At 69.6% G+C, this 25968-nt stretch carries 29 protein-coding genes and 2 pseudogenes; 17 read left to right on the top strand and 14 right to left on the bottom strand.

The window, feature by feature from the left end; all coding sequences use genetic code 11:
- Nucleotides 1-10 precede the first annotated feature (10 nt).
- Together AU195_RS02870 and AU195_RS02865 are read right to left on the bottom strand one after the other, a co-directional pair.
- The gene (locus AU195_RS02870; protein ID WP_059157556.1) at nucleotides 11-949 is read right to left on the bottom strand and encodes a sterol desaturase family protein; all 939 of its coding nucleotides are present in this window, start codon (nucleotides 947-949) and stop codon (nucleotides 11-13) included.
- Nucleotides 950-986: 37 nt separating this feature from the next.
- Entirely contained in the window at nucleotides 987-2558 is a 1572-nt protein-coding gene (locus AU195_RS02865) for a carboxylesterase/lipase family protein (protein ID WP_059157555.1), read from the bottom strand.
- Between the two features lie 69 nt (nucleotides 2559-2627).
- Between AU195_RS02865 and AU195_RS02860 the strand changes: the two genes are divergently transcribed.
- Nucleotides 2628-2972 (top strand): DMT family transporter, encoded by a 345-nt coding sequence (locus AU195_RS02860; RefSeq protein WP_059157554.1) that lies wholly within the window; start codon nucleotides 2628-2630, stop codon nucleotides 2970-2972.
- A complete protein-coding gene (locus AU195_RS02855) occupies nucleotides 2972-3295 on the top strand; it encodes a DMT family transporter (protein WP_059157620.1) in 324 nt (107 codons plus the stop codon). Before AU195_RS02860 ends, AU195_RS02855 begins: the two co-directional genes overlap by 1 nt.
- Here the strand turns inward: AU195_RS02855 and AU195_RS02850 are convergent.
- On the bottom strand, nucleotides 3264-4463 hold the full coding sequence (locus tag AU195_RS02850; RefSeq protein ID WP_059157553.1) for an MFS transporter: 1200 nt from the start codon (nucleotides 4461-4463) through the stop codon (nucleotides 3264-3266). The two genes, AU195_RS02855 and AU195_RS02850, sit on opposite strands and share 32 nt — an antisense overlap.
- A gap of 127 nt (nucleotides 4464-4590) precedes the next feature.
- Between AU195_RS02850 and malQ the strand changes: the two genes are divergently transcribed.
- Both malQ and AU195_RS02840 read left to right on the top strand, forming a co-directional pair.
- Complete coding sequence (gene malQ, locus AU195_RS02845; RefSeq protein WP_059157552.1) at nucleotides 4591-6741, top strand: 4-alpha-glucanotransferase; 2151 nt, start codon at nucleotides 4591-4593, stop codon at nucleotides 6739-6741.
- A 92-nt stretch (nucleotides 6742-6833) separates the two neighbouring features.
- A complete protein-coding gene (locus tag AU195_RS02840) occupies nucleotides 6834-7244 on the top strand; it encodes a hypothetical protein (protein WP_059157619.1) in 411 nt (136 codons plus the stop codon).
- Nucleotides 7245-7246: 2 nt separating this feature from the next.
- On the opposite strand, the gene AU195_RS02835 is transcribed toward AU195_RS02840, so the two are convergent.
- The 3 genes from AU195_RS02835 to AU195_RS02825 are packed head-to-tail and all read right to left on the bottom strand — an operon-like array spanning nucleotide 7247 to nucleotide 9365.
- Nucleotides 7247-8038: an SDR family NAD(P)-dependent oxidoreductase gene (locus AU195_RS02835; protein WP_059157551.1), complete on the bottom strand. Its 792-nt coding sequence runs from the start codon at nucleotides 8036-8038 to the stop codon at nucleotides 7247-7249.
- Between the two features lie 36 nt (nucleotides 8039-8074).
- A complete protein-coding gene (locus AU195_RS02830) occupies nucleotides 8075-8509 on the bottom strand; it encodes an SRPBCC family protein (protein ID WP_059157550.1) in 435 nt (144 codons plus the stop codon).
- Between the two features lie 10 nt (nucleotides 8510-8519).
- Complete coding sequence (locus AU195_RS02825) at nucleotides 8520-9365, bottom strand: lysophospholipid acyltransferase family protein (protein ID WP_059157549.1); 846 nt, start codon at nucleotides 9363-9365, stop codon at nucleotides 8520-8522.
- A 94-nt stretch (nucleotides 9366-9459) separates the two neighbouring features.
- On the opposite strand from AU195_RS02825, the gene AU195_RS02820 reads away from it, so the two are divergent.
- Together AU195_RS02820 and AU195_RS02815 are read left to right on the top strand one after the other, a co-directional pair.
- Nucleotides 9460-10359, top strand: coding sequence for a metal-dependent hydrolase (locus AU195_RS02820; protein WP_059157548.1), 900 nt, complete (start codon nucleotides 9460-9462; stop codon nucleotides 10357-10359).
- Nucleotides 10360-11466, top strand: a complete 1107-nt coding sequence (locus tag AU195_RS02815; protein ID WP_059157547.1) for a PDR/VanB family oxidoreductase — start codon at nucleotides 10360-10362, stop codon at nucleotides 11464-11466.
- A 3-nt stretch (nucleotides 11467-11469) separates the two neighbouring features.
- Here AU195_RS02815 and AU195_RS02810 read toward each other — a convergent pair whose 3' ends face one another.
- Nucleotides 11470-11814, bottom strand: coding sequence for a DUF7882 family protein (locus AU195_RS02810; RefSeq protein ID WP_059157546.1), 345 nt, complete (start codon nucleotides 11812-11814; stop codon nucleotides 11470-11472).
- 69 nt (nucleotides 11815-11883) lie between these two features.
- Here AU195_RS02810 and AU195_RS25020 point away from each other — a divergent pair.
- The 3 genes and pseudogenes from AU195_RS25020 to AU195_RS25015 all read left to right on the top strand — a co-directional run.
- Nucleotides 11884-12101 (top strand): annotated as a pseudogene (locus AU195_RS25020) (serine/threonine protein kinase); the annotation flags it as partial.
- 26 nt (nucleotides 12102-12127) lie between these two features.
- Nucleotides 12128-13003: an LLM class F420-dependent oxidoreductase gene (locus AU195_RS02805; RefSeq protein WP_059157545.1), complete on the top strand. Its 876-nt coding sequence runs from the start codon at nucleotides 12128-12130 to the stop codon at nucleotides 13001-13003.
- Nucleotides 12973-13392: pseudogene (locus AU195_RS25015) on the top strand (nuclear transport factor 2 family protein); the annotation flags it as partial. The gene AU195_RS02805 and the pseudogene AU195_RS25015, both read left to right, overlap by 31 nt.
- 43 nt (nucleotides 13393-13435) lie before the next feature.
- On the opposite strand, the gene AU195_RS02800 reads toward AU195_RS25015, so the two are convergent.
- The 4 genes from AU195_RS02800 to AU195_RS02785 are packed head-to-tail and all read right to left on the bottom strand — an operon-like array spanning nucleotide 13436 to nucleotide 16038.
- On the bottom strand, nucleotides 13436-13909 hold the full coding sequence (locus AU195_RS02800; RefSeq protein WP_059157544.1) for an NUDIX hydrolase: 474 nt from the start codon (nucleotides 13907-13909) through the stop codon (nucleotides 13436-13438).
- Nucleotides 13910-13930: 21 nt separating this feature from the next.
- Nucleotides 13931-14122, bottom strand: a complete 192-nt coding sequence (locus tag AU195_RS02795; RefSeq protein WP_059157543.1) for a hypothetical protein — start codon at nucleotides 14120-14122, stop codon at nucleotides 13931-13933.
- Between the two features lie 32 nt (nucleotides 14123-14154).
- Nucleotides 14155-15477, bottom strand: coding sequence for an NAD(P)/FAD-dependent oxidoreductase (locus AU195_RS02790; RefSeq protein ID WP_059157542.1), 1323 nt, complete (start codon nucleotides 15475-15477; stop codon nucleotides 14155-14157).
- Between the two features lie 3 nt (nucleotides 15478-15480).
- A complete protein-coding gene (locus AU195_RS02785; protein WP_059157541.1) occupies nucleotides 15481-16038 on the bottom strand; it encodes a type 1 glutamine amidotransferase domain-containing protein in 558 nt (185 codons plus the stop codon).
- Nucleotides 16039-16112: 74 nt separating this feature from the next.
- Here AU195_RS02785 and AU195_RS02780 point away from each other — a divergent pair, with 74 nt between their 5' ends.
- Together AU195_RS02780 and AU195_RS02775 are read left to right on the top strand one after the other, a co-directional pair.
- Nucleotides 16113-17165 (top strand): alpha/beta hydrolase, encoded by a 1053-nt coding sequence (locus AU195_RS02780; RefSeq protein ID WP_059157540.1) that lies wholly within the window; start codon nucleotides 16113-16115, stop codon nucleotides 17163-17165.
- A 10-nt stretch (nucleotides 17166-17175) separates the two neighbouring features.
- Nucleotides 17176-17946: an SGNH/GDSL hydrolase family protein gene (locus AU195_RS02775; RefSeq protein WP_059157539.1), complete on the top strand. Its 771-nt coding sequence runs from the start codon at nucleotides 17176-17178 to the stop codon at nucleotides 17944-17946.
- A gap of 57 nt (nucleotides 17947-18003) precedes the next feature.
- Here AU195_RS02775 and AU195_RS02770 read toward each other — a convergent pair whose 3' ends face one another.
- Genes AU195_RS02770 through AU195_RS02760 form a run of 3 tightly spaced genes read right to left on the bottom strand, consistent with a single transcriptional unit; the run spans nucleotide 18004 to nucleotide 19649 of the window.
- Complete coding sequence (locus AU195_RS02770) at nucleotides 18004-18576, bottom strand: hypothetical protein (RefSeq protein WP_059157538.1); 573 nt, start codon at nucleotides 18574-18576, stop codon at nucleotides 18004-18006.
- Nucleotides 18577-18629: 53 nt separating this feature from the next.
- Nucleotides 18630-18821 carry a hypothetical protein gene (locus AU195_RS02765; protein WP_059157537.1) on the bottom strand — a complete coding sequence of 64 codons (192 nt, stop codon included), beginning with the start codon at nucleotides 18819-18821 and terminating at the stop codon, nucleotides 18630-18632.
- A gap of 9 nt (nucleotides 18822-18830) precedes the next feature.
- On the bottom strand, nucleotides 18831-19649 hold the full coding sequence (locus AU195_RS02760; protein WP_059157536.1) for a nuclear transport factor 2 family protein: 819 nt from the start codon (nucleotides 19647-19649) through the stop codon (nucleotides 18831-18833).
- Between the two features lie 74 nt (nucleotides 19650-19723).
- Between AU195_RS02760 and AU195_RS02755 the strand changes: the two genes are divergently transcribed.
- From AU195_RS02755 to AU195_RS02730, 6 genes are all read left to right on the top strand, one after another.
- The gene (locus tag AU195_RS02755; RefSeq protein ID WP_059157535.1) at nucleotides 19724-20101 is read left to right on the top strand and encodes an Rv0313 family protein; all 378 of its coding nucleotides are present in this window, start codon (nucleotides 19724-19726) and stop codon (nucleotides 20099-20101) included.
- Between the two features lie 76 nt (nucleotides 20102-20177).
- Entirely contained in the window at nucleotides 20178-20600 is a 423-nt protein-coding gene (locus tag AU195_RS02750) for a hypothetical protein (RefSeq protein WP_059157534.1), read from the top strand.
- Between the two features lie 32 nt (nucleotides 20601-20632).
- Nucleotides 20633-22309, top strand: coding sequence for an acyl-CoA synthetase (locus AU195_RS02745; RefSeq protein ID WP_059157533.1), 1677 nt, complete (start codon nucleotides 20633-20635; stop codon nucleotides 22307-22309).
- Nucleotides 22310-22506: 197 nt separating this feature from the next.
- Nucleotides 22507-23307 (top strand): alpha/beta fold hydrolase, encoded by an 801-nt coding sequence (locus AU195_RS02740; RefSeq protein WP_059157618.1) that lies wholly within the window; start codon nucleotides 22507-22509, stop codon nucleotides 23305-23307.
- The gene (locus AU195_RS02735; protein WP_059157532.1) at nucleotides 23304-24485 is read left to right on the top strand and encodes a PP2C family protein-serine/threonine phosphatase; all 1182 of its coding nucleotides are present in this window, start codon (nucleotides 23304-23306) and stop codon (nucleotides 24483-24485) included. Before AU195_RS02740 ends, AU195_RS02735 begins: the two co-directional genes overlap by 4 nt.
- A 20-nt stretch (nucleotides 24486-24505) precedes the next feature.
- Nucleotides 24506-25963 carry an AMP-binding protein gene (locus tag AU195_RS02730; RefSeq protein ID WP_286149111.1) on the top strand — a complete coding sequence of 486 codons (1458 nt, stop codon included), beginning with the start codon at nucleotides 24506-24508 and terminating at the stop codon, nucleotides 25961-25963.
- Nucleotides 25964-25968: the final 5 nt, after the last annotated feature.

Below are 25968 nucleotides of genomic sequence, written 5' to 3'. Positions count from 1 at the left end.
GGAGCCGAAATCAGGCGCGAACGGCGGCCTTGTCCTGGACGTGTCGGTTCCCGGCCGGTTTCCAACCCGGCGGACCGAATGCGTAGCCGACGCGGTCCCGCCAGCCCCGCGCGCGGCGCACGTCGCGGGCGATGGCGGCGTATTCGTGGGTCTGCAGCCGCCAGATGTTGTAGGTGTCGACGGGTTTGGTCAGCCCGTAGTGCGGGCGGAACAACTCGGGCTGGAACGTGCCGAAGAGGCGATCCCAGATGATGAGGATCCCGCCGTAGTTCTTGTCCAGGTACTCCGGGTCCCTGCCGTGGTGCACGCGGTGGTGTGACGGTGTGTTGAACATGAACTCGATGGGCCGCCACAGGGTGCCGATGCGCTCGGTGTGGATCCAGAACTGGTAGATGAGGCTGATCGAGAACGCCGCGAACACCATCCACGGCGGCACACCCAACAACGGCAGCGGTAGCCACATCACGATCTCGCCACTGTTGTTCCACTTCTGGCGCAGCGCGGTGGCGAAGTTGTAGTACTCGCTGGAGTGGTGTGCCTGGTGGGTGGCCCACACCAGCCGGACCCGGTGCGCGGTGCGGTGATAGGCGTAGAACAGCAGGTCGACACCGACGATCGCGATCACCCACGTGTACCACTGGTTCGACGGCAGCTGCCACGGGGCGACGTAGGTGTAGAGCGCCGCGTAGCCGATCAACGCGCCGAGCTTCCAGACCGCCATCGTGCCGACCGACACCAGGCCCATCGAGAGGCTGGTCCAGGCGTCACGCGCGACGTACGCACCGGCGGGCGGTTGGTCCGCCGACTCGAGGTGTTCGAGCTTGCGCGCGGCGGTCCACTCGAGGATCAGCAGCAGCAGGAAGAACGGGATGGCGAAGAGCACCGGCTCGCGCATCTGCGGCGGCAGGAACTCGAGGAACGCTCCGATCGCGTCGCCCATTGCGCCCATCACACGACACCTCCGGACGGAAGTCTATCCGTCCGCCCTATCGGAAACTGAGCACCTCGTCACCCCAGGCGGCGCGCAGGTCACCGTCGAGGTCGTCGACCACCGTGTCCTCACCGTCGATCACCAGTGTGGCCCGATCACCGGCCCGATACGGACGCCACGGCGGCGCACCGCCGGGTTCACCGGACGCGGCGAACCGCGTCCACCGCCCCCGCAGCCGTTCGGAGACGGCGGTACCGGCCCTCAACCCACCCAGCTTGAACGTCGGATCCCTCGGGCCGGCCACGAGATTGCCCCAGACATACGGCAATTCGGTTGCATGAGCCGCGCCGAGGCGCAGCAGCCGGAGCATCGGGGTGGCGAAGTCGAAGCGGTACAGGTAGACCGGCGCGACGGCACTGTGACCCTCGGCGAACCACACCGACGGCATCCGGAAGCCGATGTCGCGGGCCACGCCCAACCCCCTGGCCTTCCCGCGCAGCCCGGAGTAGGCGCCCACCAGCTCGGCCTCCGACGGGAGTTGCAGCCCCGGTTGTTCGGCGGCGATCTCGGCGAACATCGAACTGATGGCGTGCGGCGTGATCGGCATCAGCGGTGATTTCATCCACCGGAACAGCGCGGCCTCGTGTTTGTTGGTGCCGATGATCAGCGGCACCGGCAGGGAACCACCGTTGCGGGCCACTCTGACCGGAAGGTCGGGGACCAGGTCGCCGTCGACGATCGGCGCGAAGGCCAGTGTGCCCGGCGTCCGCACCGGAACCTCGTCGAAGAGGCGTTTGGAGGCGGCGAGCAGGGTGGGCAGCGGCGTCTCGACGAGACGGTGGCTGTCGGCGGGTGAGACGCCCACCTTGTCGAGGAACTGTTCGGCGGTGCGCCGCCCGCGCTCGGCGCTGTAGACCGACGTCGCCGGCGAACTCTGCGCGATGGCCGCTGAGAACAGCCCGCGCGCCGCCGGGCTCGTCATCAGCGTGGTGACGATGCCGCCGCCGGCGGATTCGCCGAACAGCGTGACCCGCGTCGGGTCACCGCCGAACGCCGCGATGTTGTTCTGCACCCAGTGCAGGGCGGCCAGCACGTCACGCAGACCGGGATTCGTGTCGAACCTGCCCCGTGGTGTGGTGAACGCGGACAGGTCGAGGAAACCGAAGGCGCCGACGCGGTAGTTGAACGTCACGACGACGACGTCGCCACCTGAGGCCAGCGCCTTGCCGTGGTAGAGCGGCTGATTCGCCGAGCCGAGGACGTAGGCGCCGCCGTGCACCCACACCATCACGGGTTTCCCGTCACCGGCGGCCGTGCCGGACGGGGCCCACACGTTGAGCCGCAGGCTGTCCTCGTCCTGTACGCCACCGAGGTCGAGGGGGATCCGGGGATCGGTCGACTGGGGGCAGACCGGGCCGACGCGACGCGCGTCGGCGACCTCCCGCCACGGTTGGGGCGGTTCGGGGGCGCGCCAGCGCAGTTCGCCGACCGGCGCCGCGGCGTAGCGAACCCCCTTCCAGACCTTCACCACACCGTCGTCGGCGCCGCGCACGGGCCCGTACTGGGTGTCGACCACGGGTTCGGCGGCACCGGCGCGGCCCGATGCCCCGGTTGATTCTGTCGTCACGCGGCAGCACCTCCCTGCGGTAAGCCTCGACCCGACCAGGCTACTCATCACGTCGGATAGGTTGACGCGGTGCGAAAGTCAGTGCTGTTGATCGCAGCCATCGCCACCGAGGTCACCGCCACCCTCGCGCTGCGGGCCTCCCAGGACGAGTCGTGGTGGCTGGTGGTCGTGGTCGCCGGGTATCTCGGCGCGTTCGTACTCCTGACCGCCGTACTGCGGGCCGGGATGGCCGTCGGTGTGGCGTACGGCATCTGGGGCGCCTCGGGTACCGCGGCGACCGCGGTCCTGGCCGCAGGGATCTTCGGCGAGCCGTTCACCTGGCCCATCGCCGCCGGCATCGGGTTGATCATCGGCGGGGTGTTGCTGGTGGAGGTCGGCTCGCACCCGAGGGCGGAAACAGGTGGCGCCCTGTGATGTACCTCGCGCTCGGCGCGGCCATCGCGCTGGAGGTGCTCGCGACGCTGTGCCTGCGCGCATCGGACGGGTTCCGCAGGAAGGTGTGGATCGCGCCGGTGGTGATCGGCTACCTGGCGTCGTTCACCCTGCTGTGGCTGACGCTGTCGCTCGGCCTGCCGGTCGGTATCGCCTACGGCGTGTGGACGGCCTGCGGCGTCGCGCTCGTCGCCGTGCTCGCCCGCTTCCTGTTCGGCGAACGCCTCACGCCGACGATGGGCGCGGGAATCGCCCTCATCGTGGCCGGTGTGCTCACGATCGAACTGGCCGGCCTCTCACATTGAGCGCGCCGGCGAGCGCCACGATCACCAGCCCCGCGAGCGGGACCGTCAGCAATCCGATCCGCAAACTGGTGGAGTCGGCGATCAGGCCGACGACCGGCGGTGAGGCCAGGAAGCCGATGCGCAACAGCCAGGTGACGATGGTCAGACCGGTGCCCGGTCGCAGTCCGGGGAGCTGATCGGCGCCGTGCATGGCCGCCGGGATCGCCGTGGCCACACCGAGCCCGGCGGCGGCGAATCCGGCGATCGTCGTCGGCACGCTCGGAAAGGCCAGCGCCGCGCCCATGCCCACCGCGGCCAACGCTCCCCCGGCGCGGGCCACCGCGGTCTCGCCGAACCGGTCGACCAACCGGTCACCGATGAGCCGGCCGACGAACATGAACGCGGTGAGCGCGATGTACCCGAACGCCGCGATCGCGCCCGGAGCGCCGACGCTGTCGCGCAGATACAGCGTCGCCCACGAACTTCCGGCGTCCTCGACCATCGCCCCGGCGATGGCGATGACGGCCAGCGCGACCAGCACGAGGTACACCTTCCGGCCGGCGCGCTCTCCGTTGGCGTAGGCCGACGCCGGATGGTCGTCGTGGTCGGCGCCCGGCAGCATGAAGTGATAGGCGACCAACACCACAGCGGAGAACAACACCGCGGCGACCCCCAGGTGCACCGGACGCGGGATGTCCAGGGCTATCGCGCCCGCACCCATGAGTCCGCCGAGGACCGCACCGCCGGCCCACACGGCGTGCACGGAGTTGATGATCGACCGGCCGTAGCCGCGCTGCACCCGGAGGGCATGGGCGTTCTGCGCCACATCGGTGACCGCGTCGGCCGCGCCGGCCAGGAACAGCGCACCGGCCACCAGTACCGCCGACGGCGCGAGCCCGGCCGTGAACACGAACACCGCGATGGTGACCGTCCCCGCCACGGCGACCCGGGCCGAACTGAACCGGCGGATGAGGCCGGCTGCCGCGAGACCGGCGACGAACGCCCCCGCGGAGAAGGCGGCGATCGTGATGCCGTAGACGGCGTTGGTGAGCGCCAGGTCGGCTTTGATCTCCGGATAGCGCGGCAGCAGATTCGCGAACAACGCACCGTTGGTGAGGAACTGCGCGGCCACCGCGACCCGGGCACGACGCACGCGCACCGCCGATACGTCGAGCACTCCAGAGGCCATGGGCGCGACGATACCCACGCCGGTTACTTTCACCCCGAACGGGAATGCTTGCGCCCGTGCCAGGTATGACACTTCCTCCCGTCACCCGTCCCGCGCTCACGCGCCGCTACCGGCAGGATGGTCAGGTATGACCGAACTGTCCCCGTCCCTGGTCGAACTCGCCGCCCGCTACGGCGTCGCCACCCACTACGAGGACTGGGCCGGCACACAGGTCGCGGTGCCCGAGTCGACGCTGATCGCAGTGCTCGCCGCGCTGGGCGTCGCCGCGGCGGACGACGAGCAACGCGCCGCCGCGCTCGCCGAGCACGACCGCGATCACTGGCAGCGGTCCCTGCCGCCCACGATCCTGGGCCGCACCGGGAGCACGTCGTCGTTCTGGGTGCATGTCACCCACGGTGACCCGGTCGAGGTCTGGGTCGCGCTCGAAGACGGGTCGACCCGCACGGCGCTTCACCAGTTACGCAATGACACACCGCCTTTCGACCTCGACGGGCGACAGGTCGGTGAGGCGAGCTTCGAGCTGCCGGCCGATCTGCCGCTGGGTTACCACCGGGTGCACATGCGGAGCGGGACGTTGGAGGCGGATGCGCCGCTCATCGTCTCCCCCGCGACCCTTCCGGTGCCGCCGCGACTCGGGGCCCGGCGCAGCTGGGGACTGGCCACCCAGCTCTACAGCGTCCGCTCCCAGCGTTCGTGGGGAGTCGGCGACCTGACCGACCTCACCGACCTCGCGGTGTGGTCGGCGACGCGGCACAGCGCCGGGTTCATCCTGGTCAACCCCCTTCATGCGGCAGCGCCCGCCGTGCCGATGGAACCGTCGCCGTACCTGCCGACCTCCCGCCGGTTCGTCAACCCGCTGTATCTGCGGCCGGAGGCGATCCCGGAGTACGGCGAACTGCGCCACCGGGGCCGATTGCGGCGCTCGCGGACCGAAGTGCAGGCCCGCGCCCGCCGCAAGGAACTCGTCGATCGCGATTCGGCCTGGCGGGCCAAGCGGGCGGCACTGGCGGCCATCTACCTCGTCGAGCGGTCGGCCGGACGGGAGCTCTCCTACGCGGGGTACCGAACGCGTGAAGGCCGTGCCCTCGACGACTTCGCGGTCTGGTGCGCACTGGCGGAGAAGTACGGCAACGACTGGCACGACTGGCCGGCCGAACTGCAGCATCCACGCAACGAGGCGGTGGCCGCGTACGCCGCCGAGCACGCCGACGATGTCGACTTCCACCGCTGGCTGCAGTGGCAGCTCGACGAGCAGCTCACCGCGGCGCACGCCACCGCGATCGGCGCCGGGATGGACATCGGGGTCATGCACGACCTCGCGGTCGGGGTCGATCCCGACGGCGCCGACGCGTGGGCACTGCAGGAGGTACTGGCCCTCGGCGTCACCGCGGGCGCCCCGCCCGACGAGTTCAACCAGCTCGGCCAGGATTGGTCGCAGCCGCCGTGGCGCCCGGACCAGCTCGTCGAGCGGGCCTACGAACCGTTCCGCGCGCTGGTCAGCGGGGTGCTGCGGCATGCGGGCGGCGTCCGGATCGATCACATCATCGGCCTGTTCCGGCTGTGGTGGATCCCACGCGGCGCCGCTCCGACCGACGGCACCTACGTCCGCTACGACCACGAGGCGATGATCGGCATCGTCGCGCTCGAGGCGCACCGGGCGGGGGCGGTGGTGGTCGGTGAAGACCTCGGCACCGTCGAACCGTGGGTGCGCGACTACCTGCACGACCGCGGGCTGTTCGGCACGTCGATCCTGTGGTTCGAACAGGACCGCGACGGGGACGGCGGACCGCTGCCCGCCGAGCGGTGGCGGGAGTTCTGCCTCTCGGCGGTGACGACCCACGACCTGCCGCCCACCGCCGGATACCTCGCCGGGGAACACGTCCGCTTGCGCGATGAGTTGGGGCTGCTCACGCGTCCGGCGGCCGAGGAACTCGCCGACGACCGGGCGGCGCAGGCCGCATGGCTGTCCGAACTGCGCCGGGTCGGCCTGCTCCCCGCCCACGACGGCGACACGGAACCGGATTCCGACGCCGTGATACTGGCCCTGCACCGGTATCTGGGCCGGACCCCGTCGCGGTTGCTCTCGCTGTCCCTCGCCGACGCGGTGGGCGACCTGAAGACCCAGAATCAGCCCGGCACCAGTGACGAGTACCCCAACTGGCGGGTGCCGCTCCGGGGTCCGGACGGACGCCAACGCCTGGTCGAGGACGTCTTCACCGACCCCCGCGCGGCGGCGCTCGGCGCGGTGATGGGTTCGCTGGTGCAGCCTGCGGTGTAGGGCGGGCTGTAACGCCGGAGTGCCGTTCTCCGGTTTCACATTCGTCACCGCTGCGATATGTTCGCACCGCACCACAACCGACGGAGGCCATGTTGAAGAAGCTCGTGACGCTCGGCGCCGGAGTGCTGGCCGCCGGAGCCGCAGCCGTGATCGGCACGGGTGTGGCCGCGTCCCAGCCGGGTGGCAGCTACAACGTCGTCGGGGAGCCCTACACCAAGGCGCTGCAGATCCTGCGCGCCCAGGGTGTGAAGGCCACCTTCGGCGGCTCGTTCGGCAGCGTGCTGCCGCAGTCGAGTTGCCTGGTCGACACCCAGAAGCTGACGTCCGGCGGCAAGATGCTGTTGATGTTGGACTGCAGCCAGGCCGCCGCCGACCGCCTCAAGGCGTTGCAGCCGGCAGGCGGACCCCGGGTGGGGTCCAACGGCATCACGACGGTGACGCCCACCCCGATCGTGCCGATCCAGGGTGCGCCGGGCGCGGGGACTCCGCCCCCCGTCGGCTGACCTCAGCGACCCATCGGCTTGGCGATCAGCCGGTTCATCCGTGCCTTGATCGCGTCGGGCAGCACCATGTTGGCCGCACCCAGCGCCTTCGACATCAGCGACGCCGCGACCACCTTCCGATCGCCGCGCATCATCGCCTCGTAACCCTGCCGGGCCACGTCCGCCGGATCGTCCTTGGGCAGCGGACCGCCGACCGGGGTGTTGCGCATCTTCGCGCGGGTGAAGAACTCGGTGTCGACGGGACCGGGCATCAGCGCGGTGACCGTCACCCCGCTGTCGCGCATCTCGTCGTGCAGTGCCTCGGCGAAGCTCTGCACGAACGACTTCGACGCGTTGTAGATGCTCTGGTTGGACCCGGGCATCGCGGCGACGGTCGACGAGGTGAACAGCACCCGGCCACTGCCCCGTTCGGCCATGTCGCCCAGCACCAGCCTGGCCAGGTGCACCGTGGAGCGCACGTTGAGGTCGACGATCGAGAGGTCTTCGGCGAGGTCGCCGTCGACGAACCGCCCGGCCCGTCCGATCCCGGCGTTGATCGCCGCCGCGTCCAATGGTCGGCCGTCCGCCGTGGCCTTCGCGTACAGCGAGGCCACGCCCTCCTCGGTGCGCAGATCCACCTCGACCGGCGTCACCTGGCGACCGATTCGCGAAAGTTCCTGTGCGGCAACGTGAATCTGCGCCTCGTCGGCCGCGATTACCAGCTCGTAACCATCCCGGGCGAACAGTTCGGCCAGTTCGAACCCGATACCCGTGGATGCGCCGGTGACCAGTGCCCGCTTCGTCGCTTCAGCCATGGGCCGGGACTACCCGCCGCGCACCGCCCGAAACGGTCAGCTCTCCACCATGGCCTTGAGCCGCTTGAGCGTCTCGGACATGGTTCGCCCGACCTGCCGGGCCGCGACCCGGTCGGCGATCAGGCCGAGCACCCCGCCCGGCGCCTCGTAGGACAGCCGGAACGTCACCTTGGTGCGGCCGTCGTTGCCGTCGCGCAACCGGAAGCGGCCGCGCAGCGTCACCCCGGTGATGCCGATCCACGCCAGGTCGCGCTGCGGATCGAATTCCACGAGTTCGACGATGCCGCCGATCGGCACCGAGCCCACCTTCCAGTGCACGGTGAACCGGGATCCGACGTCGGGCGGACCCTCGGTCACCGTCTCCCAGCGCTCCAGGCTCGCCATGAACTCCGGATAGCAGTCCGGGTTGCTGACCACCTTCCACACCGTGTCGCGGTCGGCGTCGAGCACACATCGCCGTTCGAGCCTCATCGCGTCACCCCTAGCCCAGCACCGGGAATCGTCGCTCCGCCGCCAGCCGGTCCACCCCGCCCTGCAGGCTCGCCACCACCTTGTCGTTGATGACGTCGTCGTCGGCGTCGGCGATGTCGGCGGCCGCGATCGGCTCCTGCACCTCGATGACGATCTTCGTCGGCAACGGCAGTCGCGGGATGAGGTCGCTGACCACCAGTCCCCACGGTGGCGCCAGCAAAATCGGCACGCTCTTCAACCGCGCCATCTTGTCCACCATCAACAACCGCGCCAGCCACTGGCCGCGGTCGAGGAACAGCGCCGCCTCCTGGCCGCCCACACTGGCCACCGGCACGATCGGCACACCCGCATCACGGGCCAGTTTCACGTAACCCTTCCGGCCGCCGAAGTCGACCCGGTGCCGCTCCCACGACGGACGGAACACCTCGTAGTCACCGCCGGGATAGACCAGGAGCGCCGCCCCGGATTCCAGCGCCAGCCGGGCGTTGTCGGGATTGGCTGCCACCGTGCCGAATTTGCGCAGCCACCCCAGGCCCGGGACCGACACCACCAGATTGTGCGCCAACTGGTAGAACGGCCGCTCGACACCGAAATACGAGCAGAAGGCCAGCGTGAACACGAAGGTGTCGGGCGGTAGGTTGCCGCCGCTGTGATTGCCGACCAGCAGCACGGGCCCGTCGGCCGGGATGCGGTCCAGGCCCCGCACGTCGGCCCGGAAGTACAGCGACGCGAGCAGCCAGGTGCCGGGCAGCTGCTCGCGGATGTAGTCCGCGTCGCGCTGGTCCAGGTCCGCCTTCGGCACCCTGGACGACACCTGGTGCTTGGCCCAGTCGAGAACGTCGCTGATCCCCGCCATGGCACGACGTATTGACAGCCCGGCGTTAGCCGAAACCTGCGTTCCCACCTAACCGTCGTAGACTGCGGGCGTCACCGGCAGGAGGAGGTGTGCGATGCTGCGACCGCGCCGCTTCGACGTGGAGATCGATCCGGGTCCCGTGCAGATCCAGGCCAGGCGGGTGGCCTTCGACGTCACCGGCAGCCACCTGCACTGGATTCCCGGCCATCCGGTGGCGTCCAACGTCGTCAGCCTGCTCAACATCGTGCTGCCCGCGGCCGAACGCTGGTTCGTCGACACCTTCAACGAGGCGCTGCCGCTGGTGCGGGATCCCCGGCTGGCCGAGGACATGCGCGGTTTCATCGGCCAGGAGGCCACCCACGCCGACGTGCACGAGCAGGTTCTGCACGACTTCCTCGAAACCCACGGCATCGACCCCAAGCCGATCCTCGACCAGATCGAGTACGTGTTCGGCCGCATGCTGGCGCCGAGCACGTCCACCGATCCGAAGCGGCGGCTCAACCACCTGTGCGACCGGCTGTGGCTGATCGCGGCCATCGAGCACTACACCGCGGTCATGGGCGACTTCGCCCTCAACTGCGCATGGGACGACTTCGGCGCCGACCCGACCATGGTCGACCTGTTCCGCTGGCACGGCAGCGAGGAGGTCGAGCACCGCAGCGTCGCCCACGACGTCGCGGTCCACTTCCACGACAGCTACCTCGACCGGATCAGGGCGATGTCCATCGCGGTGGCGATGATCTTCGTGTTCTTCCAGCGCGCGGCCTGGTATCTGGTGAAGTGTGACCCGAACACCGACATCGGCTGGTGGCGCTTCAACCGGCTGCGGATGCGCGACTCCAAGCTGGGTCTGCTGCCCCGCTATCGGAAGCTGTTCGGCGGCAACACGTTGATGTACTTCCGGCCGGGGTTCTCCCCCGAGGAGATGGGGTCGACGGCGCAGGCCGTCGCCTACCTCGCCAGTTCCCCGGCGGCGCGGGCCGCGCACCTGTAGATGCAGCCACTCAACCGGTTCCGGCAGGCGCCGCCGAGCGCATTCGGCCGGTTGCGCCACGATCTGTCCATCGGCGTCGCCGATGCCGCCATCTCCGCGCTCTGGGCCCTGTCGGGCCGCGTCCGCGACATCTCCGAACCGCAATCGCACGAACACCTGATCACGCTCGCCGTCACCGACCGCCGGGTGGTCGCACACGACGAGGACGTCGTCGCGCTCACGCTCACTGCGGCCGACGGCGGCGCACTGCCGCCTTGGCACCCCGGCGCACACCTCGACGTGCACCTGCCCAGCGGGCGAATCCGGCAGTACTCGCTGTGCGGCGATCCCTCGGTACGGAACAGCTACCGGATCGCGGTACGGCGCATCGCCGACGGCGGTGGCGGGTCGGTCGAGGTGCACGGGCAGCTGCGCCCCGGCGCCACCGTGGGAACGTACGGGCCCCGCAACGCCTTTCCGCTCACGCTGCCCGGTTACGGATCCCCCGCCCGACGGCTGCACTTCGTCGCCGGAGGTATCGGCATCACCCCGATCCTGCCGATGCTCGCGGCGGCGCAGCGACTCGGCGTGCCGTGGACCATGACCTACGCCGGCCGCAGTCGCGCCAGCCTGCCGTTCCTCGACGAGGTCGCCGGCTACGGCGACCACGTGCGCATCCACACCGACGAGATCGGGGGTGTGCCGACAGCCGAGGATCTCCTCGGTGAGTGCCCGGACGGCACCACCGTGTACGCCTGCGGGCCGGCGCCGATGCTGAGCGCCGTGCGGTCCGCACTCGCCGGACGCGCCCAGGTCGAACTGCACTTCGAGCGGTTCGCCGCCCCGCCCGTCGTCGACGGCGCGCCGTTCTCGGTGTCGGTCGCCTCGACAGGGGCGGTGGTCGCGGTGGCCGCCGACGAAACCCTGCTCAGCGCTCTGAACCGGTCGGGTGTGCACACCGCGTACTCCTGCAGACAGGGGTTCTGCGGAACATGCCGGACCCGGGTGCTCGGCGGCACCGTCGACCACCGCGACACACTCCTGACCGATCCGGAACGCGCCGCCGGGATGATGCTGACGTGTGTGTCGCGCGCGCCGCACGGGCAGCAGCTGACGCTGGACCTGTAGGCGCTACGCCCCGTCGGTGAACGGCCACCACAGGCCGTCGCTGCCGCGAACGCCGTACGGGGTGTCCATGGCGGCGGTGATCTCCTCGATCTCGCTGTCCTGCAACGATTCCGGTGCTACCCGTCCGCCGTCGCCGTCGGTGACGTCATAGCCGAAGCTGACCGGCAGACCGGGATGGATCCAGTGGCTCACGGTCTGCTCGGCGCCGCCCTCACCGGTGTGCGCGATCGTCAGGAAGAACCCCTTGCCCGACGCGAACCGCGCGCCCGCGGCCACCTGCAGGTGCGCCAGGAAACGGTTGGTGAACGTGCCGGGTAGCGGTTGCCCGCCCACGTGAAGCGTTGCCACGGATTCGCCCTTCGTCGTGTCCTCGTCGACCTTCGCCCACCCACGAACGCCGATCTGTACTATCGCGCCATGCCGTTGGCCGAGGGGGCGACGTTCGCGGGCTACACCTTCTGCGACTGCTGGGAACCGGCGGTAAGGGCGAGGTCTACCTCGCCCGACATCCCCGACTGCCCCGGCGCGACGCGCTGAAGGTGCTGCCCGCGACCGTATCAGCGGACGGCGAGTACCGAGAGCGGTTCAACCGGGAAGCCGATGTCGCCGCGACGCTCTGGCATTCCGAGGCGATCCGGCGCAGCAACGGGCTGCCGGTCCCGTGAAATACGCCGTCGTCGCGCCGGTCGCCGCCGGGGTCACCGCCGACCCGACCTGGATGGCGGCATTCGCGCGGCACCTCGAGGCGTGCGGTTTCGAGTCGATCGTCGTGGTCGAGCACACCGTGCTGATGACGCAGTACACCAGCGTCTATCCCTACGACCCGTCCGGACGCGCCGAACTCGCCGCCGACACGCCGGTGCCCGATCCGTTGGACCTGCTGGCCTTTCTCGCCGCGCACACCGAGCGGCTGGGGCTGGCGACCGGAGTTCTGGTGTTGCCCAACCACCACCCGGTGGTGCTGGCCAAGCGGGTGGCCACCGTCGACGCGCTGTCGCGCGGCCGGGTGCGCCTCGCCGTCGGCACCGGGTGGCTGGCCGAGGAACTCAGCGCGTGCGGCGCCGACTTCACCACGCGCGGTAGGCGCTCCGACGAGCAGATCCAGGTGTTGCGCACGCTGTGGGACGACAATCCGCACGGGGCCAGTTTCCACGGCCGCTTCTTCGACTTCGACCACGCGATGTGCTACCCGAAGCCGTCCGCGCGCGTGCCCATCCACATCGGCGGACACAGCCGGGCGGCAGCCCGACGCGCCGGACGCCTGGGTGACGGGTTTCAACCCCTGGGCGTGGCCGGCGCCGAGCTCGGCGAGCTCGTCACCGAAATGCGTCGCGCTGCAAGCGATTCAGGCCGAAACCCCGATGCGCTCGAACTGTCTCTCGGACACCTCGTGACCAAGATCGACGCGGCCCGCGCCGAGAAGCTCGCCGCACTCGGAGCCGACCGGGTGGTGCTGGCGATGCCGCCGGTCACCTCGCTCGACGAGGCGACCGACGCGGTGTCGGCGTGCGCCCTGCGACTCGGGCTGATCTCGTGACGCTCAGCGTGGCCGATCGGCTCGCACTGACCGACCTCGTCCACCTGTACGCCGCCGCCGTCGACGACCGCCGGTTCGACGACGTGGTGCAGTTGTTCACCGAGACCGCGGAGATGCGGCTGCCCGACCCGCCTCGCGTCCTCACCCCGACACGGCATCTGCACGGGCATGACGGTGTCCGTGCGGCGATGGCGGGTCTGTCGGGCGTGGAGCGCACCGAGCACGCGATCGTCGGCGAGGTGTACGCCGAGACGGCCGAGCGCGGATACGCGCTGGGCCGCATCACCTGCATGGCCCATCACTGGAGCATGTCCGACGAAGAGGCCACCGACGTGGTGTGGCACCTGCGTTACGACGACGAATACCAGCGCACACCGGCGGGCTGGCGCATCCACGGTCGGGCGCTCACCGTCAACGCGATCGACGTCCGCCCTACCCGCGTTCTGCGCCGACAACGGCCGACAGCTCATCGAGCACCGGGCGCTGACCAGCGAGCAGCTTCGTCCGCGCCGCCTCCACCGGAAACCATGCCACCCGGTCGATTTCGGGAAACTCCCTGAGCGTGCCCGAGCCCTTCGGCCACTCGAGGGTGAACGTGTTGCTCACCGCTGCCTGCGGGTCCAGGTCACCGCGGACGGCGAAGACCGTGACGACCTTGCCCCCGGCCTGCTTCACCGGTCGCAGACGCAGCGGTTCGCCCGCGGGGACCGGTGAGCCGAGTTCCTCGGCGAACTCCCGTTGCGCGGCAACCCACGGATCTTCGTCGGGGGTGTACTCCCCCTTGGGAATCGACCAGACGCCGTCGTCGCGGCGCGCCCAGAACGGTCCCCCCGGGTGGCCGAGCAGGACCTCGACGACGCCGTCGACGATGCGGTAGAGCAGCAGTCCGGCACTGAGTTTCGGCACCGTGCCACGGTACGCCGCTGATCAGTACGAGCGGTCACCCTCGCTGTCGTCGACGAAGTCCCAGCGGTCCTCTTCGACCTTGACCTCCATCCGGTAGCCCAGTTCGTTGCCAGGAACCTGCTCGACGAACCAGGCATGCGCGTCGTCGGCGCTCTCGATGTCCGTGGTCGAGACGACCTCACCCTTCGGATTCAACACGCGATAGGTAGCCATGGCTCTACTGTTCCCGCTCGGGGCAGTTTGAATCAGTCGCCTTTCGGCATCGGTATGCCCTCGCTCGCGGAGAAGCGGGCGTCCTCGGCGGACGAGAGGCCGATCGAGACCACCGACCGGGCGAAGAACACATCGGTCAGATAGGCCAGCGACACCGCCCAGCGGTTGACGAACCGAGGGATGGCGTACAGGTGGTAGGCCCGGGTCACGGCCTTGGCCGGCAGCCCGGACAATCGCACGCCGAGCGGATTGGCCACCGCGTACCGCGGGCCCAGATCGACCACCAGACCCATGTTGCGGTGTTTGTAGAGCTTCTTGGTGCCGTGTCCCAGACTCGCCGCGACGTTGCGCGCCAACACCTTTCCCTGCCGGGTGGCGTGCTGCGCCGTGGGCGGCGTGATCGCGCCCGACTGGGTCAGATCCGGCACGGCGGCCGCGTCACCGGCCGCGAAGACGTCGGGGTGGCCGGGGACCTGCAGGTCCGCGTCCACCTTCAGCCGCCCCTTCTCGGTGGGCAGTCCGAGCGTCTCGATCAGGGGTGCGCCGGTGACGCCGGTGACCCACGCGACGGTGCGGGTGTCGATCCGGGTGTCGTCGGTGAGCAGGACGTGGTCGTCGTGCACCTCCTTGAGCGTCACGCCCAGTCGCACGTCGACACCCCGGCCGCGCAACACGCGTTGGGCCGCGGCGCCGAGCTTCTCCCCGACCTCCGGCATCACCTGCTCGGCGAGGTCCAGGAGCACGAACCGCACGCTGTCGGGATCGAAGCCCATCTGCTGGGCCGCCGCGTCGGCGAGCGCCCTCAGTTGGACGGCCAGTTCCGTCCCGGAGTAGGACGCGCCCACCACGACGATCGTCCGCCGTGACGCGGCCTGCGCGGGGTCTTCGTCGATGTTGGCCAGCTCGAGTTGTTCGAGGACGTGGTCGCGCAGGTACAGCGCCTCCGCGGTCGATTTGAGCCCGCGGGCGTGTTCGGCCAGGCCGGGGACGTCGAACAGCCGCGTCACCGATCCCGGCGTGAGGACCAGGCGGTCCCACGGCATGCTGCGGACCCGCTCCTCGGGGTCGGTGAACGTCAGGGTGTGCCCGTCGAAGTCCACCTCGTCGACGCGCCCGCGCACGACCCGCACACCGCGCAGGCTGTTGGCCAACGGGATCGTGACGAACCGGGCGTCCACCAGACCGCCTGCCACATCCGGCAGCAGCGGTGTGTAGAGCATGTAGTCGACGGGCGAGATGATCGTGATCTCGACCGGTTCGGAACCGGGTGTCTCACTCTTGCGCAGCTTGCGGGCCAGGTGGCGGGCGCACTCGAAGCCGGTGAACCCGCTGCCGACGATGACGACGGAGGCCATCGATCAGGTGTGCGCGGGAGTGTTGGCGAACTGATCGGTGATCGCCTGACAGAAGGCGGGCAGATCCTTCGGCGACCGGCTGGTGATCAGGTTCCCGTCGATGCAGACCTGCTGATCGACGACGGTCGCCCCGGCGTTGCGCAGGTCGGTGCGGATGCTGGGGTACGACGTGAGTGTGCGGTCCCGCACAACGTCGGCCTCCACCAGAGTCCACGGGCCATGGCAGATCGCGGCGACCGGCTTACCGGAACGCACGAAGTCGCGCACGAACGCCACGGCCGACTCGTCGAGGCGCAGCTTGTCGGGATTGACGGTGCCGCCGGGCAGGACGAGCGCGTCGAATTCGTCGACCTTCGCCTCGCCGACCGCGCGGTCGACGGAGAACGAGCCCGCGGGTTCGAGGTCGTGATTGCGCGCCTCGATCTCACCGGTCTTGACCGACAGCAGTTCGACCTGTCCGCCCGCCGTCTCCACCGCGGCGCGTGGCTGTTCGAGTTCGACCTTCTCCACACCGTCCGCGGCGAGGATGGCGATCTTGCGGCCCTGTAGTTCGTTAGGCATATGCGGTCCTTTCTCGGAGGCATTTCAGGCGTACCCGCGTGAACGGGATCGAACACCTCCGTAGGCTTCCGGGCGTGATCCCCGCCGCACTGCGCCGCGTGCCCGCCGGTCAGGTGGACGTCACCGCACCCGTGACCGTCGACGGCCTGAGCTACATCGCACCCGACGATCCGGCGATGCCCATGTACCGGGTGATCGCCAACAACCGGCGACCGGTCGCGTTGCGGGACCTGATGATCCAACCGGTGCGCAGCGGCTACATCGGCGACGGACATCAGCCCGACCCGGCCCTGGTCCCGCCCAGCGGGGCGCAGGCGGTGCCGGACGTCGACGTCGACCAGGTGTATCTGCCGGTGCGCGACGGGGTGGCCCGGTGCCAGCTGTACCGGCCGAGGTCGGCTGCGTCCGACGAGCGGCTGCCGGTGATCGTCTACTACCACGGCGGCGGGTTCACCGTCGGCGTGTCCGAGGACTGCGACTTCCTCGCCCGCAAGCTGGCGTTCACCAACTGCGCGCTGGTCGTCTCGGCGAACTACCGGTCCGCACCCGAGTTCATGTTCCCCACTCCGCTCGACGACGCGTTCGACGTGTACCGCTGGGTGGCGGCCGATGCCGGACTCCTCGGCGGCGACACCGGTCGAATCGCGGTGGCCGGCGACTCGGCGGGCTCGAATTTCGCTGCGGCACTGGCGTTGCGAGCCCGCGACGAGAACGTTCGGGTGCCCGACGCGGTGGTGATGCTCGGCGCCATGCCCGACTTCCACTTCGAACGCTGGGACTCCTTCCGCACCCAGGCCCCTCGCGGGATCGTCTACGACATGGCCTTCGCGGGATTCATCCGCGGCGCCTACGTCGGCCCGACGCCGTGGGACCATCCGTGGGTCAGCCCCATCGAGGGCGACCTGACGGGATACCCGCTCACGGTGATAACGGCCGGCACCCACGACCCGATCGTCGACTCCGCCAGAGCGTTCGGAGAGCGGATCCGGGCCGTCGGGGGCCGGACCGTCGAGTACTTCCCCGAGGGGATGCCGCACGGCTACTACTTCTTCCCCGGTGTGCATGCCGAAGAAGACGTCGCCTACGGGATCGTCGCCGAGACGCTCGCAGAACCGTTCCGCCGCTGAGGGTTTGACCGTGACCGGATATGCACGCTACGTCGCGATCGGTGACAGTCAGACCGAGGGGCTGTGGGACCGCGACGACGACGGTGGCTTGATCGGATTCGCCGACCGGCTGGCCGCTCATCTGAACACGCTCTACCCCGGGCTCGCGTACGCCAACCTGGCCGTACGTGGCCGCCGGATCGCCGACGTCCTCGACGACCAGCTGCCCCTGGCGCTGTCGATGCGGCCCGACCTGGTCACCGTCTGCATCGGGATGAACGACGTGACGCGGCCCGGCCGGTCGTTCGGCGCGGCGCTGGCCGATCTCGACGCCGTCTACGCGAGGTTGGCCGCCACCGGCGCCACGGTCGTCACCACGATGTTCCCCGACATCACCGCGATCCTCCCGGTGGGCAGGCTGATCGCCGGGCGGGTGCGCCGGATCAACGGTGTCATCCGCACCGCCGCGCACCGGCACGGGTTCCGGCTCGTCGACCTTTTTCACGCCGAGTCGATGCGCGAACCCGACACCTGGAGCGCCGACCGGGTGCACGGTTCGGCCAAGGGACACCGGCTGTTCGCCGCAGCCGCGGCCGAAGCGCTCGCCCTGCCCGGCAGCGACCACAGCTGGGCGGCCGCGGGCGCGTGTGCCGAGCAGCCGTCGTTCCGGACACGCGCGGCCTCCCAGGTGTCATGGACGCGGAACATGTTCGTGCCGCACCTGTGGGGACACTTGCGGGGCGTGTCCAGCGGCGAGGGGCTCGCGCCGCGGCGGCCGCATCTGGCGCCGGTGAAACCGTGAGCCTCCACGTCGGCCACCTCGACGTCGAAACGGTTCACGCTCCGGAAACAGGGCGCCTCAGATACCGGTCCACGACTCGTCGATCATCTCGGCGACGTTGATGACCTGCGCCTGTTTGGACTCGGGGCTCTCGATCTCCCCTGCGACGTGGGCGGCGATGAAGCGTTTGATCTCGGAGTCGATACCGCCGATCACGCGGACCACCTCGGCGCGCAGCGATTTGGACGTCACGTGGATCGAGATGTCGGACGGCCGCGGCTTCTTGACGTCGAGGATGAGCAACAGCGGATGCGCCGCCAGCGCCGACGCCCGTAACGAGATCTCTCCGTACACAACGAATTTCGGCTTGTCGATGCGTAGATCGACGGTCATGTCGATCTCGAGCGGTATTCGGATCGCGAACGTGATCATCTCACCGACGTGGCGGGTGACCCGGGGCTGCTGGATCTTCACCCGGGCGGTGACCTTGGCGATACCGCCCGGCCCCTGACCCATCGGGCCCATCTCGAACGCGTCGCCGGCGATCTCGCCGATCGCCGCGCCGACCCGTTCCTCGGTGACGGCGACTTCGAAGAACCTGCGTCCGAAGTCCTCGTAGGTCATGTGTTGGCGGTCAGACATGGTCGTCATACCGTCTCATGTCCGAGTTCAGGTGAGGTGCAACCGGGCCGTCCCGCCCCGATTCAGTTGCCCTGCTGTTGCGCGCGGGCCTCCGCGCCGGTCTGCTCGTCATCGAGAGCGTCGTCGCTGCCGGTGCGGCCGACGTAGGTGCCGGCCTCGTCGTCGTCCTGTTTCCCCGCTCGGGAGGAGGCGACCTTCTGGTCCTCGCCGACGTCGGTCTCGTTCTTGTCGGCTTCATCGCTGGGTGTGCTCACGGGGCAGGTCTACCCGCGGTCCTGCCCGGTTAACCGCGCGAAGACACGGAGGCGTGTGATCGTGACCGGCCGGGCCTCGACGTCGGCGATGACCACCGCGGGTTCGCCGTCCGGCCTACGCAGAGCGGCCACCACGTGGCGTCCAGCGGCGAGGAGTTTGTCGCACCGCGCGCCGGCCAGCATGGCGAGCAGCTCTGCACCGCTCATCGGGGCGTGATCGCCGACGGTGACCCGCGTACCCCTGCCGAGCCTGCGTCGCACCGCGACCTCGTCCCCGGCCGCGGCGTCGCGCAGCAACCGGTCGACCTCGCCCTTGCCTGCCGCACCCGCACCGCGCAGCCCCGCGAGAAACCCCGCCGCACCGGCGAACCCCTGGTTGCGCAGCAGCGCGACGCCGAGTGCGCCGCCGACCGGGACCGCCCGAGGTCCACTGCGCAGGAACTGGCCGACCATGACCGGCAACTCCCAGTACGCCCGCAGACGGGTGATCTTGAGATCCCCGCCCACCCCGGCGAGGTCGTAACGCAGGACGGCGGGGATGTGCATCGTCACGTGCGGGGACATCCGGACCTCCAGATCGACGTCGCGGATGACCGTGTCGTCGACCACCACGTCGGTCCGGACGTGGAAGGTGATGTCGCGCGGAGCGATGAACGTCGCGTAGAAGCGGTCGATGCGATCGGTGCCGCGGTGCGGCCGGCTGCCGACCGGATCCTCGATCTGGGCGTCGGGCGTGTACAGGCCCACCCATCCGGCACGGTCGTGGGCGGCCGCCAGGCGCGGTGAGCGTTCGACGGCGGACAGCAGGTCGGACTGGGTGAAGGGCATATGGTCGCCTCTCTGTCGCGCCCGGGATCGAACTGTGAGTACCGTGAGTGTTGCGGTACTTGAGGAGGACGGCAATGAGCAACAACGGACCATTCGGTTTCGACCCCGACGACTTCGACCGGGTCGCCCGCGAGGCGTTGGAAGGTGTCGGCCGGTTCTTCACCACCTCGGGTGAGCGTGCCGGATGGAGCGCGCTGCTCGACGAGTTGGGGCGGTTCAGCCGTCCGCGGACCGAACCGGAGACCACCGGTGAGACCGGCGACGGCGTGTGGGCGATCTTCACCGTCGACGCCGACGGCGGCGCCCACATCGAGCAGGTGTACCCCACCGAGCTCGACGCGCTGCGGGCCAACAAGAACAACACCGACCCGACCCGCAAGGTGCGGTTCCTGCCGTACGGGATCGCGGTCAGCGTGCTCGACGCGAACACGCCCGACGACTCCGCGGAGTAGGCGGAAAGCGGTCGCGCCCGTGGGCCACCGGTTACGCTTTGCCGCGAGGCCATCGAGTCAGCCGTGAGGGTGGGACATGTTTCGTGAACTCTTCGTCGCCGCGACGATCGCGGGAGCCGCTGTCGGATTGGCGCCGGGCGCCGTGGCAGACCCGTCCACCGACTACCACGACGATCCGGGCCGGTATCCGACCGACGTACCGGGGATGAGTTACGAGGCCAAGCTCGGGGCGCCCTGCTACAGCTGGGAGCGCAACGTGTTCGGCCGCGGCCGTGGCGGTGAGCCGCTGCAGTGCAAGTGGATCCCCAACCAGTGGCCACCGGTGTACACCGGCTTCTGGACGACGACTTACGCACTCCACGGCGTCCAGGACATCGGCGCACCGTGCCCCGGACCACAGTCGACCGCCCAGGCCCCCGACGGCAGGCCACTGCTGTGCGTCGGCCCGCGCGGATGGCAGCCGACCGTGTTGACCGGCAGCGGTCTGCACCCGGCCTGAGACCTCCGACCATACGGATATCTGATGGCTGTATGGTCAAGCGCATGACCCACGGTGGTGTGAGTTTCGATCTGTCGACCGTGTTCAAGACGGTCGCCGAAGCGGTTCCGGACAACACGTTCCTGGTGTGGCGGGACCGTCGGCTCAGCTACGCCGAGACCAACGCCCGGGTGGACGGCGTCGCGCACTATCTGGCCTCCGTCGGGTTGGGCTGCCACACCGAACGCGACCGGCTGGAGGGCCACGAATCCGGGCAGGACCATCTCGGGATCTACCTGCGCAACGGCAACGAGTATCTCGAGGCCATGATCGGCAGCTACCGTGCGCGGGTCGCTCCGTTCAACGTGAACTACCGCTACGTCGACGAAGAGCTCACCTACCTGCTCACCGACGCCGACGCGAAGGCACTCGTCTACGCCGCGGAGTTCGCACCTCAGGTGGCCGCGGTCCGGGACCGGCTGCCGAACCTGCGCGTGCTGATCCAGGTCGCCGACGACTCGGATAATGAGTTGCTCCCCGGCGCAGTCGATTACGAATCGATCGTCACGACGCCCGCGCCCGCGGCCGGGATGCCCGTGCCGACCGGTGACGATCTCTACATCCTCTACACCGGTGGCACGACCGGGATGCCCAAGGGTGTCTTGTGGCGCCAGCACGACATCTTCCTGTCCTCGATGGGCGGGCGGCCGTTCGGCAGCGACACGTTTCTGGCCTCGTACGGGGAACTCGCCGAACGGGCGCGCTCCGGCGCAGGAGCGATGGGGCTGTTGATGATCCCGCCCTTCATGCACGGCGCTGCGCAGTGGGCCGCCTTCAACGCGGTGACGATGGGCGGCCGGCTGGCCATCCCCGACCACGTCGACCGCCTCCACCCCGACGATGCGCTCCGTGTCGCCGCCCGCGAGCGGGTGCTGAGCATCCCGATGGTCGGCGACGCGGTCGCCCGCCCCCTGCTCGACGAGATCGAACGGGGTGACTACGACCTGTCTGGCCTGGTGACGCTGACCAACGGCGGTGCACCGCTGTCGCCGACGGTGCGCGACCGCATCCTCACCGCGCTGCCGCACGTCATCGTCATGGACGCGGTGGGGTCGTCGGAGTCCGGCGCGCAGATGAGCACCTACGCCAGCGCGGGCGCCGAGGTCGAGGCCGCGACGTTCACCCCGCAGAACGACACCGCGGTCGTGTCCGCCGACTTCACCCGGGTGCTGCAACCCGGCGAGGGTCAGGGCTGGCTGGCACGGCGCGACCTCGTCCCGCTCGGCTACCTCGGAGACGCGGCCAAGACCGCGAAGACGTTCCCGACCATCGACGGGGTCCGCTGGTCGGTACCGGGTGACCGGGCGAATGTTCTGCCAGACGGTCGAATTCAGCTGCTGGGCCGTGATTCGGTGACGATCAACTCCGGCGGCGAGAAGATCTTCGCCGAGGAGGTGGAACGGGCGGTCGCCGCGCATCCGGCGGTATACGACGTCGTGGTGGTCGGCCGACCCTCCGAACGGTGGGGCAGCGAGGTCGTGGCAGTCGTGCAGTTCGCCGAGGGCGCTTCGGCGACCGACGAGGAACTCGCCGAGGTGTGTTCCCGTTCGATCGCCCGGTACAAGCTGCCCAAGGTGTTCATCCGGACCGAGAAGGTCGTTCGTTCACCCGCGGGCAAGGCCGACTACCGGTGGGCCAAATCTCTTGCCACGGAGAGCGTCAGCAACTGACGGCTGGGCGTTCTACCGTTGGCCCGTGAGTGTGACCGGCCGGACGCAATCGGTCCCGAACCTGCTCCCCGGCCGGCCTCGGGGACCGCATCGGGGCCGTGTCGGGACGCCTCGACGTCATCACCGGCACCACGTCGAGTGCTGAAATTCCGCTCTGAGTCCCTCCCGCACCTGCCGGGGATGAAATGATCGTCTCGATGGATGTGCGCTCACGGAACAACGTCCGGATCGTCGGGGCCGACCACGGGCCCACAGTCATGCTCGCGCACGGGTTCGGGTGCGACCAGAATCTGTGGCGTCTGGTGACCGCGCGGTTGGCCCCGGAGTTCCGGGTGGTCCTGTTCGACCACGTGGGCTCAGGAGCGTCGGACCCCGGCGCATGGGACGCCGATCGCTACTCGTCACTGCGCGGATACGCCGACGACATCCTCGAACTCGTCCGCGAACTCGACCTGCGCGACGTCGTGTTCGTCGGGCATTCGGTCGCGGCGATGATGGGTGTTCTCGCCGTCTGCTCCGATCCCGGCCGGTTCGCCAAACTCGTCCTGCTCACACCGTCACCGTGTTACGTCGACGACGGCGACTACCGGGGCGGCTTCTCCCGGGCCGACATCGACGAGCTCCTCGAATCCCTGGAGAGCAACTACCTCGGGTGGTCGCGCGCGATCGCCCCGACCATCATGGGCGCACCGGAGCAGCCCGAACTGTCCGAGGAGCTGGCCGAGAGCTTCTGTCGCACCGACCCGACCCGCGCACGTGTTTTTGCGCGCGCGACCTTTCTGTCGGACAACCGTGCCGATCTCGACGGCGTGTGTGTGCCCACGTTGGTCATCGAGTGCGCATACGACGCGATCGCTCCCCGGGGCGTCGGCGCGTTCGTGCACGGACACATCGCGGGCAGCACACTGGTCACCCTGGAGACCACCGGCCACTGCCCTCATCTGAGCGCCCCGCAGGAGACTGCCGAGGCCATCGCGGCATTCGCCCGGTCGACGTGACCGGCCCCGAGGGTGCGGCACCCGCACCGGAGCAGTCTGTCGAGGACCTCTACGAGCTCGCGCCGTGCGGCCAGTTCGCGACGGGGCCCGACCGGCGTATCACCGCGGTGAACGAGACGCTGGCCCGCTGGCTCGGCCGCTCCCGGGGCGAGCTGATCGGCACACCGTTCACCGAACTACTGACCGTCGGGAGCCGGATCCACTTCGAGACCCACTTCGCGCCCCTGCTGCACCTGACGGGTGAATTACAAGGCGTCGCAGTCGATCTCGTCGCCGAAGGCGGAACCCGGCTGCCCGCCCTGATCGCCGCGAACGTCAAGACCGACGCGTCGGGGAAGCCGACGACGATCCGGTTCGCACTTCAGGACGCGAGCGACCGGCGGGCCTACGAACGCGAACTCCTGGCCGAGCGGCAACGCGCCGAACAGGAACGGGCCAGGGCGACCACGCTGGCCCGCACGCTCAAGCAGTCGCTGCTGCCGCCCGCCCTCCTTGCGCCGGCGGGTCTGGAAGCCTGCGCCCACCTGCATGCGGCATCGCACGACGAGGTCGGCGGCGACTTCTACGATCTGTTCGCGCTGGCCGACGGCCGGTCGGCGTTCTTTCTGGGCGATGTCTGCGGCAAGGGTGTCACCGCGGCGACCGTCGCGTCGCTGACCCGCTACACGCTGCGGGCTGCCGCGGTGTTCGACGACGATCCGGTCGCGGTGCTTCACAATCTCGACACTGTCCTGCTCAACGAATTCGGTTCGGACCGTTCGCATTTCTGCACCGTGATCTTCGGAGTGCTCATCCACCAGGGAAGTGGCTTCGACGTGCACCTGGCCAGCGGTGGCCATCCACCGGCGCTGCTCCTGCGGGCCGACGGCAGCGTTCACAAGGTCAACACCGAGGGCGGTCAGGCCGTCGGCATCTTCGCCAACGCCCGATTCGCCTCGGCGCGCGTACACCTCGGCGCCGGTGACACGCTGGTGATGTACACCGACGGCGTCACCGAGGCCCGGATCGGCAGCGGCGCCGAGCGCTACGACGACCACGACGCGCTGATGGAACTGGCCCGCGCGCACGCGCCCACCACCGCGACCGGAATCGTCGAGACGTTGCGGAACCTGCTGGCCGACCTGGGCGCAGGCGTCGAAGACGATGCGGCGGTGCTCGCGCTCGGAGTACCGCGCTGAGCACGCTCCTGCACCACCTCGTGACCACCGCGGCCGCCGCGGATCCGGACCGCCCGGCCGTCATCGGACCCGACGGCGCCATCACGTCGTTCGCACAGTTCGACCGGCAGATCCGCTCGGTCACCGGATGGGTCGCGGCCCACAGCCGACCTGGTGACCGCATCGCGGTCATCGCCGACAACAGCACCGCCTACGCACGGCTGTACTACGGGGTGCCGCGCGCCGGCCGCGTGCTGACGTTGATCAACCAGCGGTTGAAGGCCGCCGAGCAGTACACCCAGTTGGCCGTCACCGAACCCACCGTGGTCATCGGCGACCGGCCCTACCTGGAACAACTCACCGAACTGCCCACGCTGGTCCCCTCGGTGCGGCATGTGGTGGCGGCCGAGTCACCGGAGCTCGTCGCCGCACCGGCCGACGCCGTCGTCGACGCGCGGTGCGCACCCGAGGATCCGGCCTGGCTGCTGTTCACCAGCGGGTCGACCGGGGTCCCGAAAGGTGTTGTGCACAGCCACCGTTCGATCCTGGCCGCGGTCCACGGATCGGTCATCGGCCGGGCCGTGCCCCGTGGCGGGGTGTATCTGTTGCCGTTCCCGATGTGCCACGTCGCCGGCTACAACATGCTCGTGCAGCACGCCGTCGCCGCGACCGTGGTGCTCGCGGCGCAATTCCGGGCCGACGCCATCGCCGCGACCATCAACCGGCATGCGGTGACCGCCTGTTCGCTGGCGCCGACCATGTTGCACGCACTGCTGGACCACCTGCAGGCCACCGGTGTCACTCTGCCGACACTGCGGTCGATCGCCTACGGCTCCGCCGCCATCCCGGCCGACCTGCTGCGCACCGCGCTGGATCGCCTCGACGTCGACTTCCACCAGGGCTACGGCATGACCGAGACCGGGGGCAACGTCGCCTTCCTGGGCCCCGACGACCACCGGCGCGGACTCGCCGGGCGACCCGCGATCCTGGCCGGCGCGGGACGGCCCCATCCGCATGTCGAGGTCCGGATCGGTGGCGACGGCGAGATTCTGATCCGCGGAGAGCAAGTGGCCACCCGCTACTGGCCCGATCGCCCCGCGGTGGATGCTGACGGGTGGCTGGCCACCGGCGACATCGGACGCCTCGACGCCGACGGTGGGTTGTACGTGGTGGACCGCCGCAAGGACATCGTCGTCACCGGTGGGGAGAACGTGTCCTCCCGCGAGGTGGAGGACGTCCTGAGCCGCCACCCGGACGTGGCTTCGGCCACCGTGGTCGGTGTGCCGGACGAGTACTGGGGCGAGGCGGTGTGCGCGGTCGTCGTCGCGGTCGAGGGTCGACGGCCCAGCGAATCCGCGCTCATCGAGCATGTTCGGGCCCGGCTCACCGGGTTCAAGCGGCCCCGCCACGTGCTGTTCGTCGACGCACTGCCACTGACGACGAACGGCAAGGTGGACAAGAACCGGGTCCGTCACCTGGCTCGCACGGCCTTGACATGACCCGC

This window comes from Mycobacterium sp. IS-1496, from assembly GCF_001499995.1.
GTDB lineage: Bacteria > Actinomycetota > Actinomycetes > Mycobacteriales > Mycobacteriaceae > Mycobacterium.
This window is presented reverse-complemented; position numbering and strand designations above follow the sequence as displayed.

What these genes read in the sequence shown, in the direction of transcription:
- AU195_RS02870 (WP_059157556.1), bottom strand. Translation starts at nt 949, where the DNA reads ATGGGCGCAATGGGCGACGCGATCGGAGCGTTCCTCGAGTTCCTGCCG.
- AU195_RS02855 (WP_059157620.1), top strand. Translation starts at nt 2,972, where the DNA reads ATGTACCTCGCGCTCGGCGCGGCCATCGCGCTGGAGGTGCTCGCGACG.
- AU195_RS02850 (WP_059157553.1), bottom strand. Translation starts at nt 4,463, where the DNA reads ATGGCCTCTGGAGTGCTCGACGTATCGGCGGTGCGCGTGCGTCGTGCC.
- malQ (WP_059157552.1), top strand. Translation starts at nt 4,591, where the DNA reads ATGACCGAACTGTCCCCGTCCCTGGTCGAACTCGCCGCCCGCTACGGC.
- AU195_RS02835 (WP_059157551.1), bottom strand. Translation starts at nt 8,038, where the DNA reads ATGGCTGAAGCGACGAAGCGGGCACTGGTCACCGGCGCATCCACGGGT.
- AU195_RS02830 (WP_059157550.1), bottom strand. Translation starts at nt 8,509, where the DNA reads ATGAGGCTCGAACGGCGATGTGTGCTCGACGCCGACCGCGACACGGTG.
- AU195_RS02825 (WP_059157549.1), bottom strand. Translation starts at nt 9,365, where the DNA reads ATGGCGGGGATCAGCGACGTTCTCGACTGGGCCAAGCACCAGGTGTCG.
- AU195_RS02820 (WP_059157548.1), top strand. Translation starts at nt 9,460, where the DNA reads ATGCTGCGACCGCGCCGCTTCGACGTGGAGATCGATCCGGGTCCCGTG.
- AU195_RS02815 (WP_059157547.1), top strand. Translation starts at nt 10,360, where the DNA reads ATGCAGCCACTCAACCGGTTCCGGCAGGCGCCGCCGAGCGCATTCGGC.
- AU195_RS02795 (WP_059157543.1), bottom strand. Translation starts at nt 14,122, where the DNA reads ATGGCTACCTATCGCGTGTTGAATCCGAAGGGTGAGGTCGTCTCGACC.
- AU195_RS02790 (WP_059157542.1), bottom strand. Translation starts at nt 15,477, where the DNA reads ATGGCCTCCGTCGTCATCGTCGGCAGCGGGTTCACCGGCTTCGAGTGC.
- AU195_RS02785 (WP_059157541.1), bottom strand. Translation starts at nt 16,038, where the DNA reads ATGCCTAACGAACTACAGGGCCGCAAGATCGCCATCCTCGCCGCGGAC.
- AU195_RS02770 (WP_059157538.1), bottom strand. Translation starts at nt 18,576, where the DNA reads ATGACGACCATGTCTGACCGCCAACACATGACCTACGAGGACTTCGGA.
- AU195_RS02760 (WP_059157536.1), bottom strand. Translation starts at nt 19,649, where the DNA reads ATGCCCTTCACCCAGTCCGACCTGCTGTCCGCCGTCGAACGCTCACCG.
- AU195_RS02755 (WP_059157535.1), top strand. Translation starts at nt 19,724, where the DNA reads ATGAGCAACAACGGACCATTCGGTTTCGACCCCGACGACTTCGACCGG.
- AU195_RS02750 (WP_059157534.1), top strand. Translation starts at nt 20,178, where the DNA reads ATGTTTCGTGAACTCTTCGTCGCCGCGACGATCGCGGGAGCCGCTGTC.
- AU195_RS02745 (WP_059157533.1), top strand. Translation starts at nt 20,633, where the DNA reads ATGGTCAAGCGCATGACCCACGGTGGTGTGAGTTTCGATCTGTCGACC.
- AU195_RS02740 (WP_059157618.1), top strand. Translation starts at nt 22,507, where the DNA reads ATGGATGTGCGCTCACGGAACAACGTCCGGATCGTCGGGGCCGACCAC.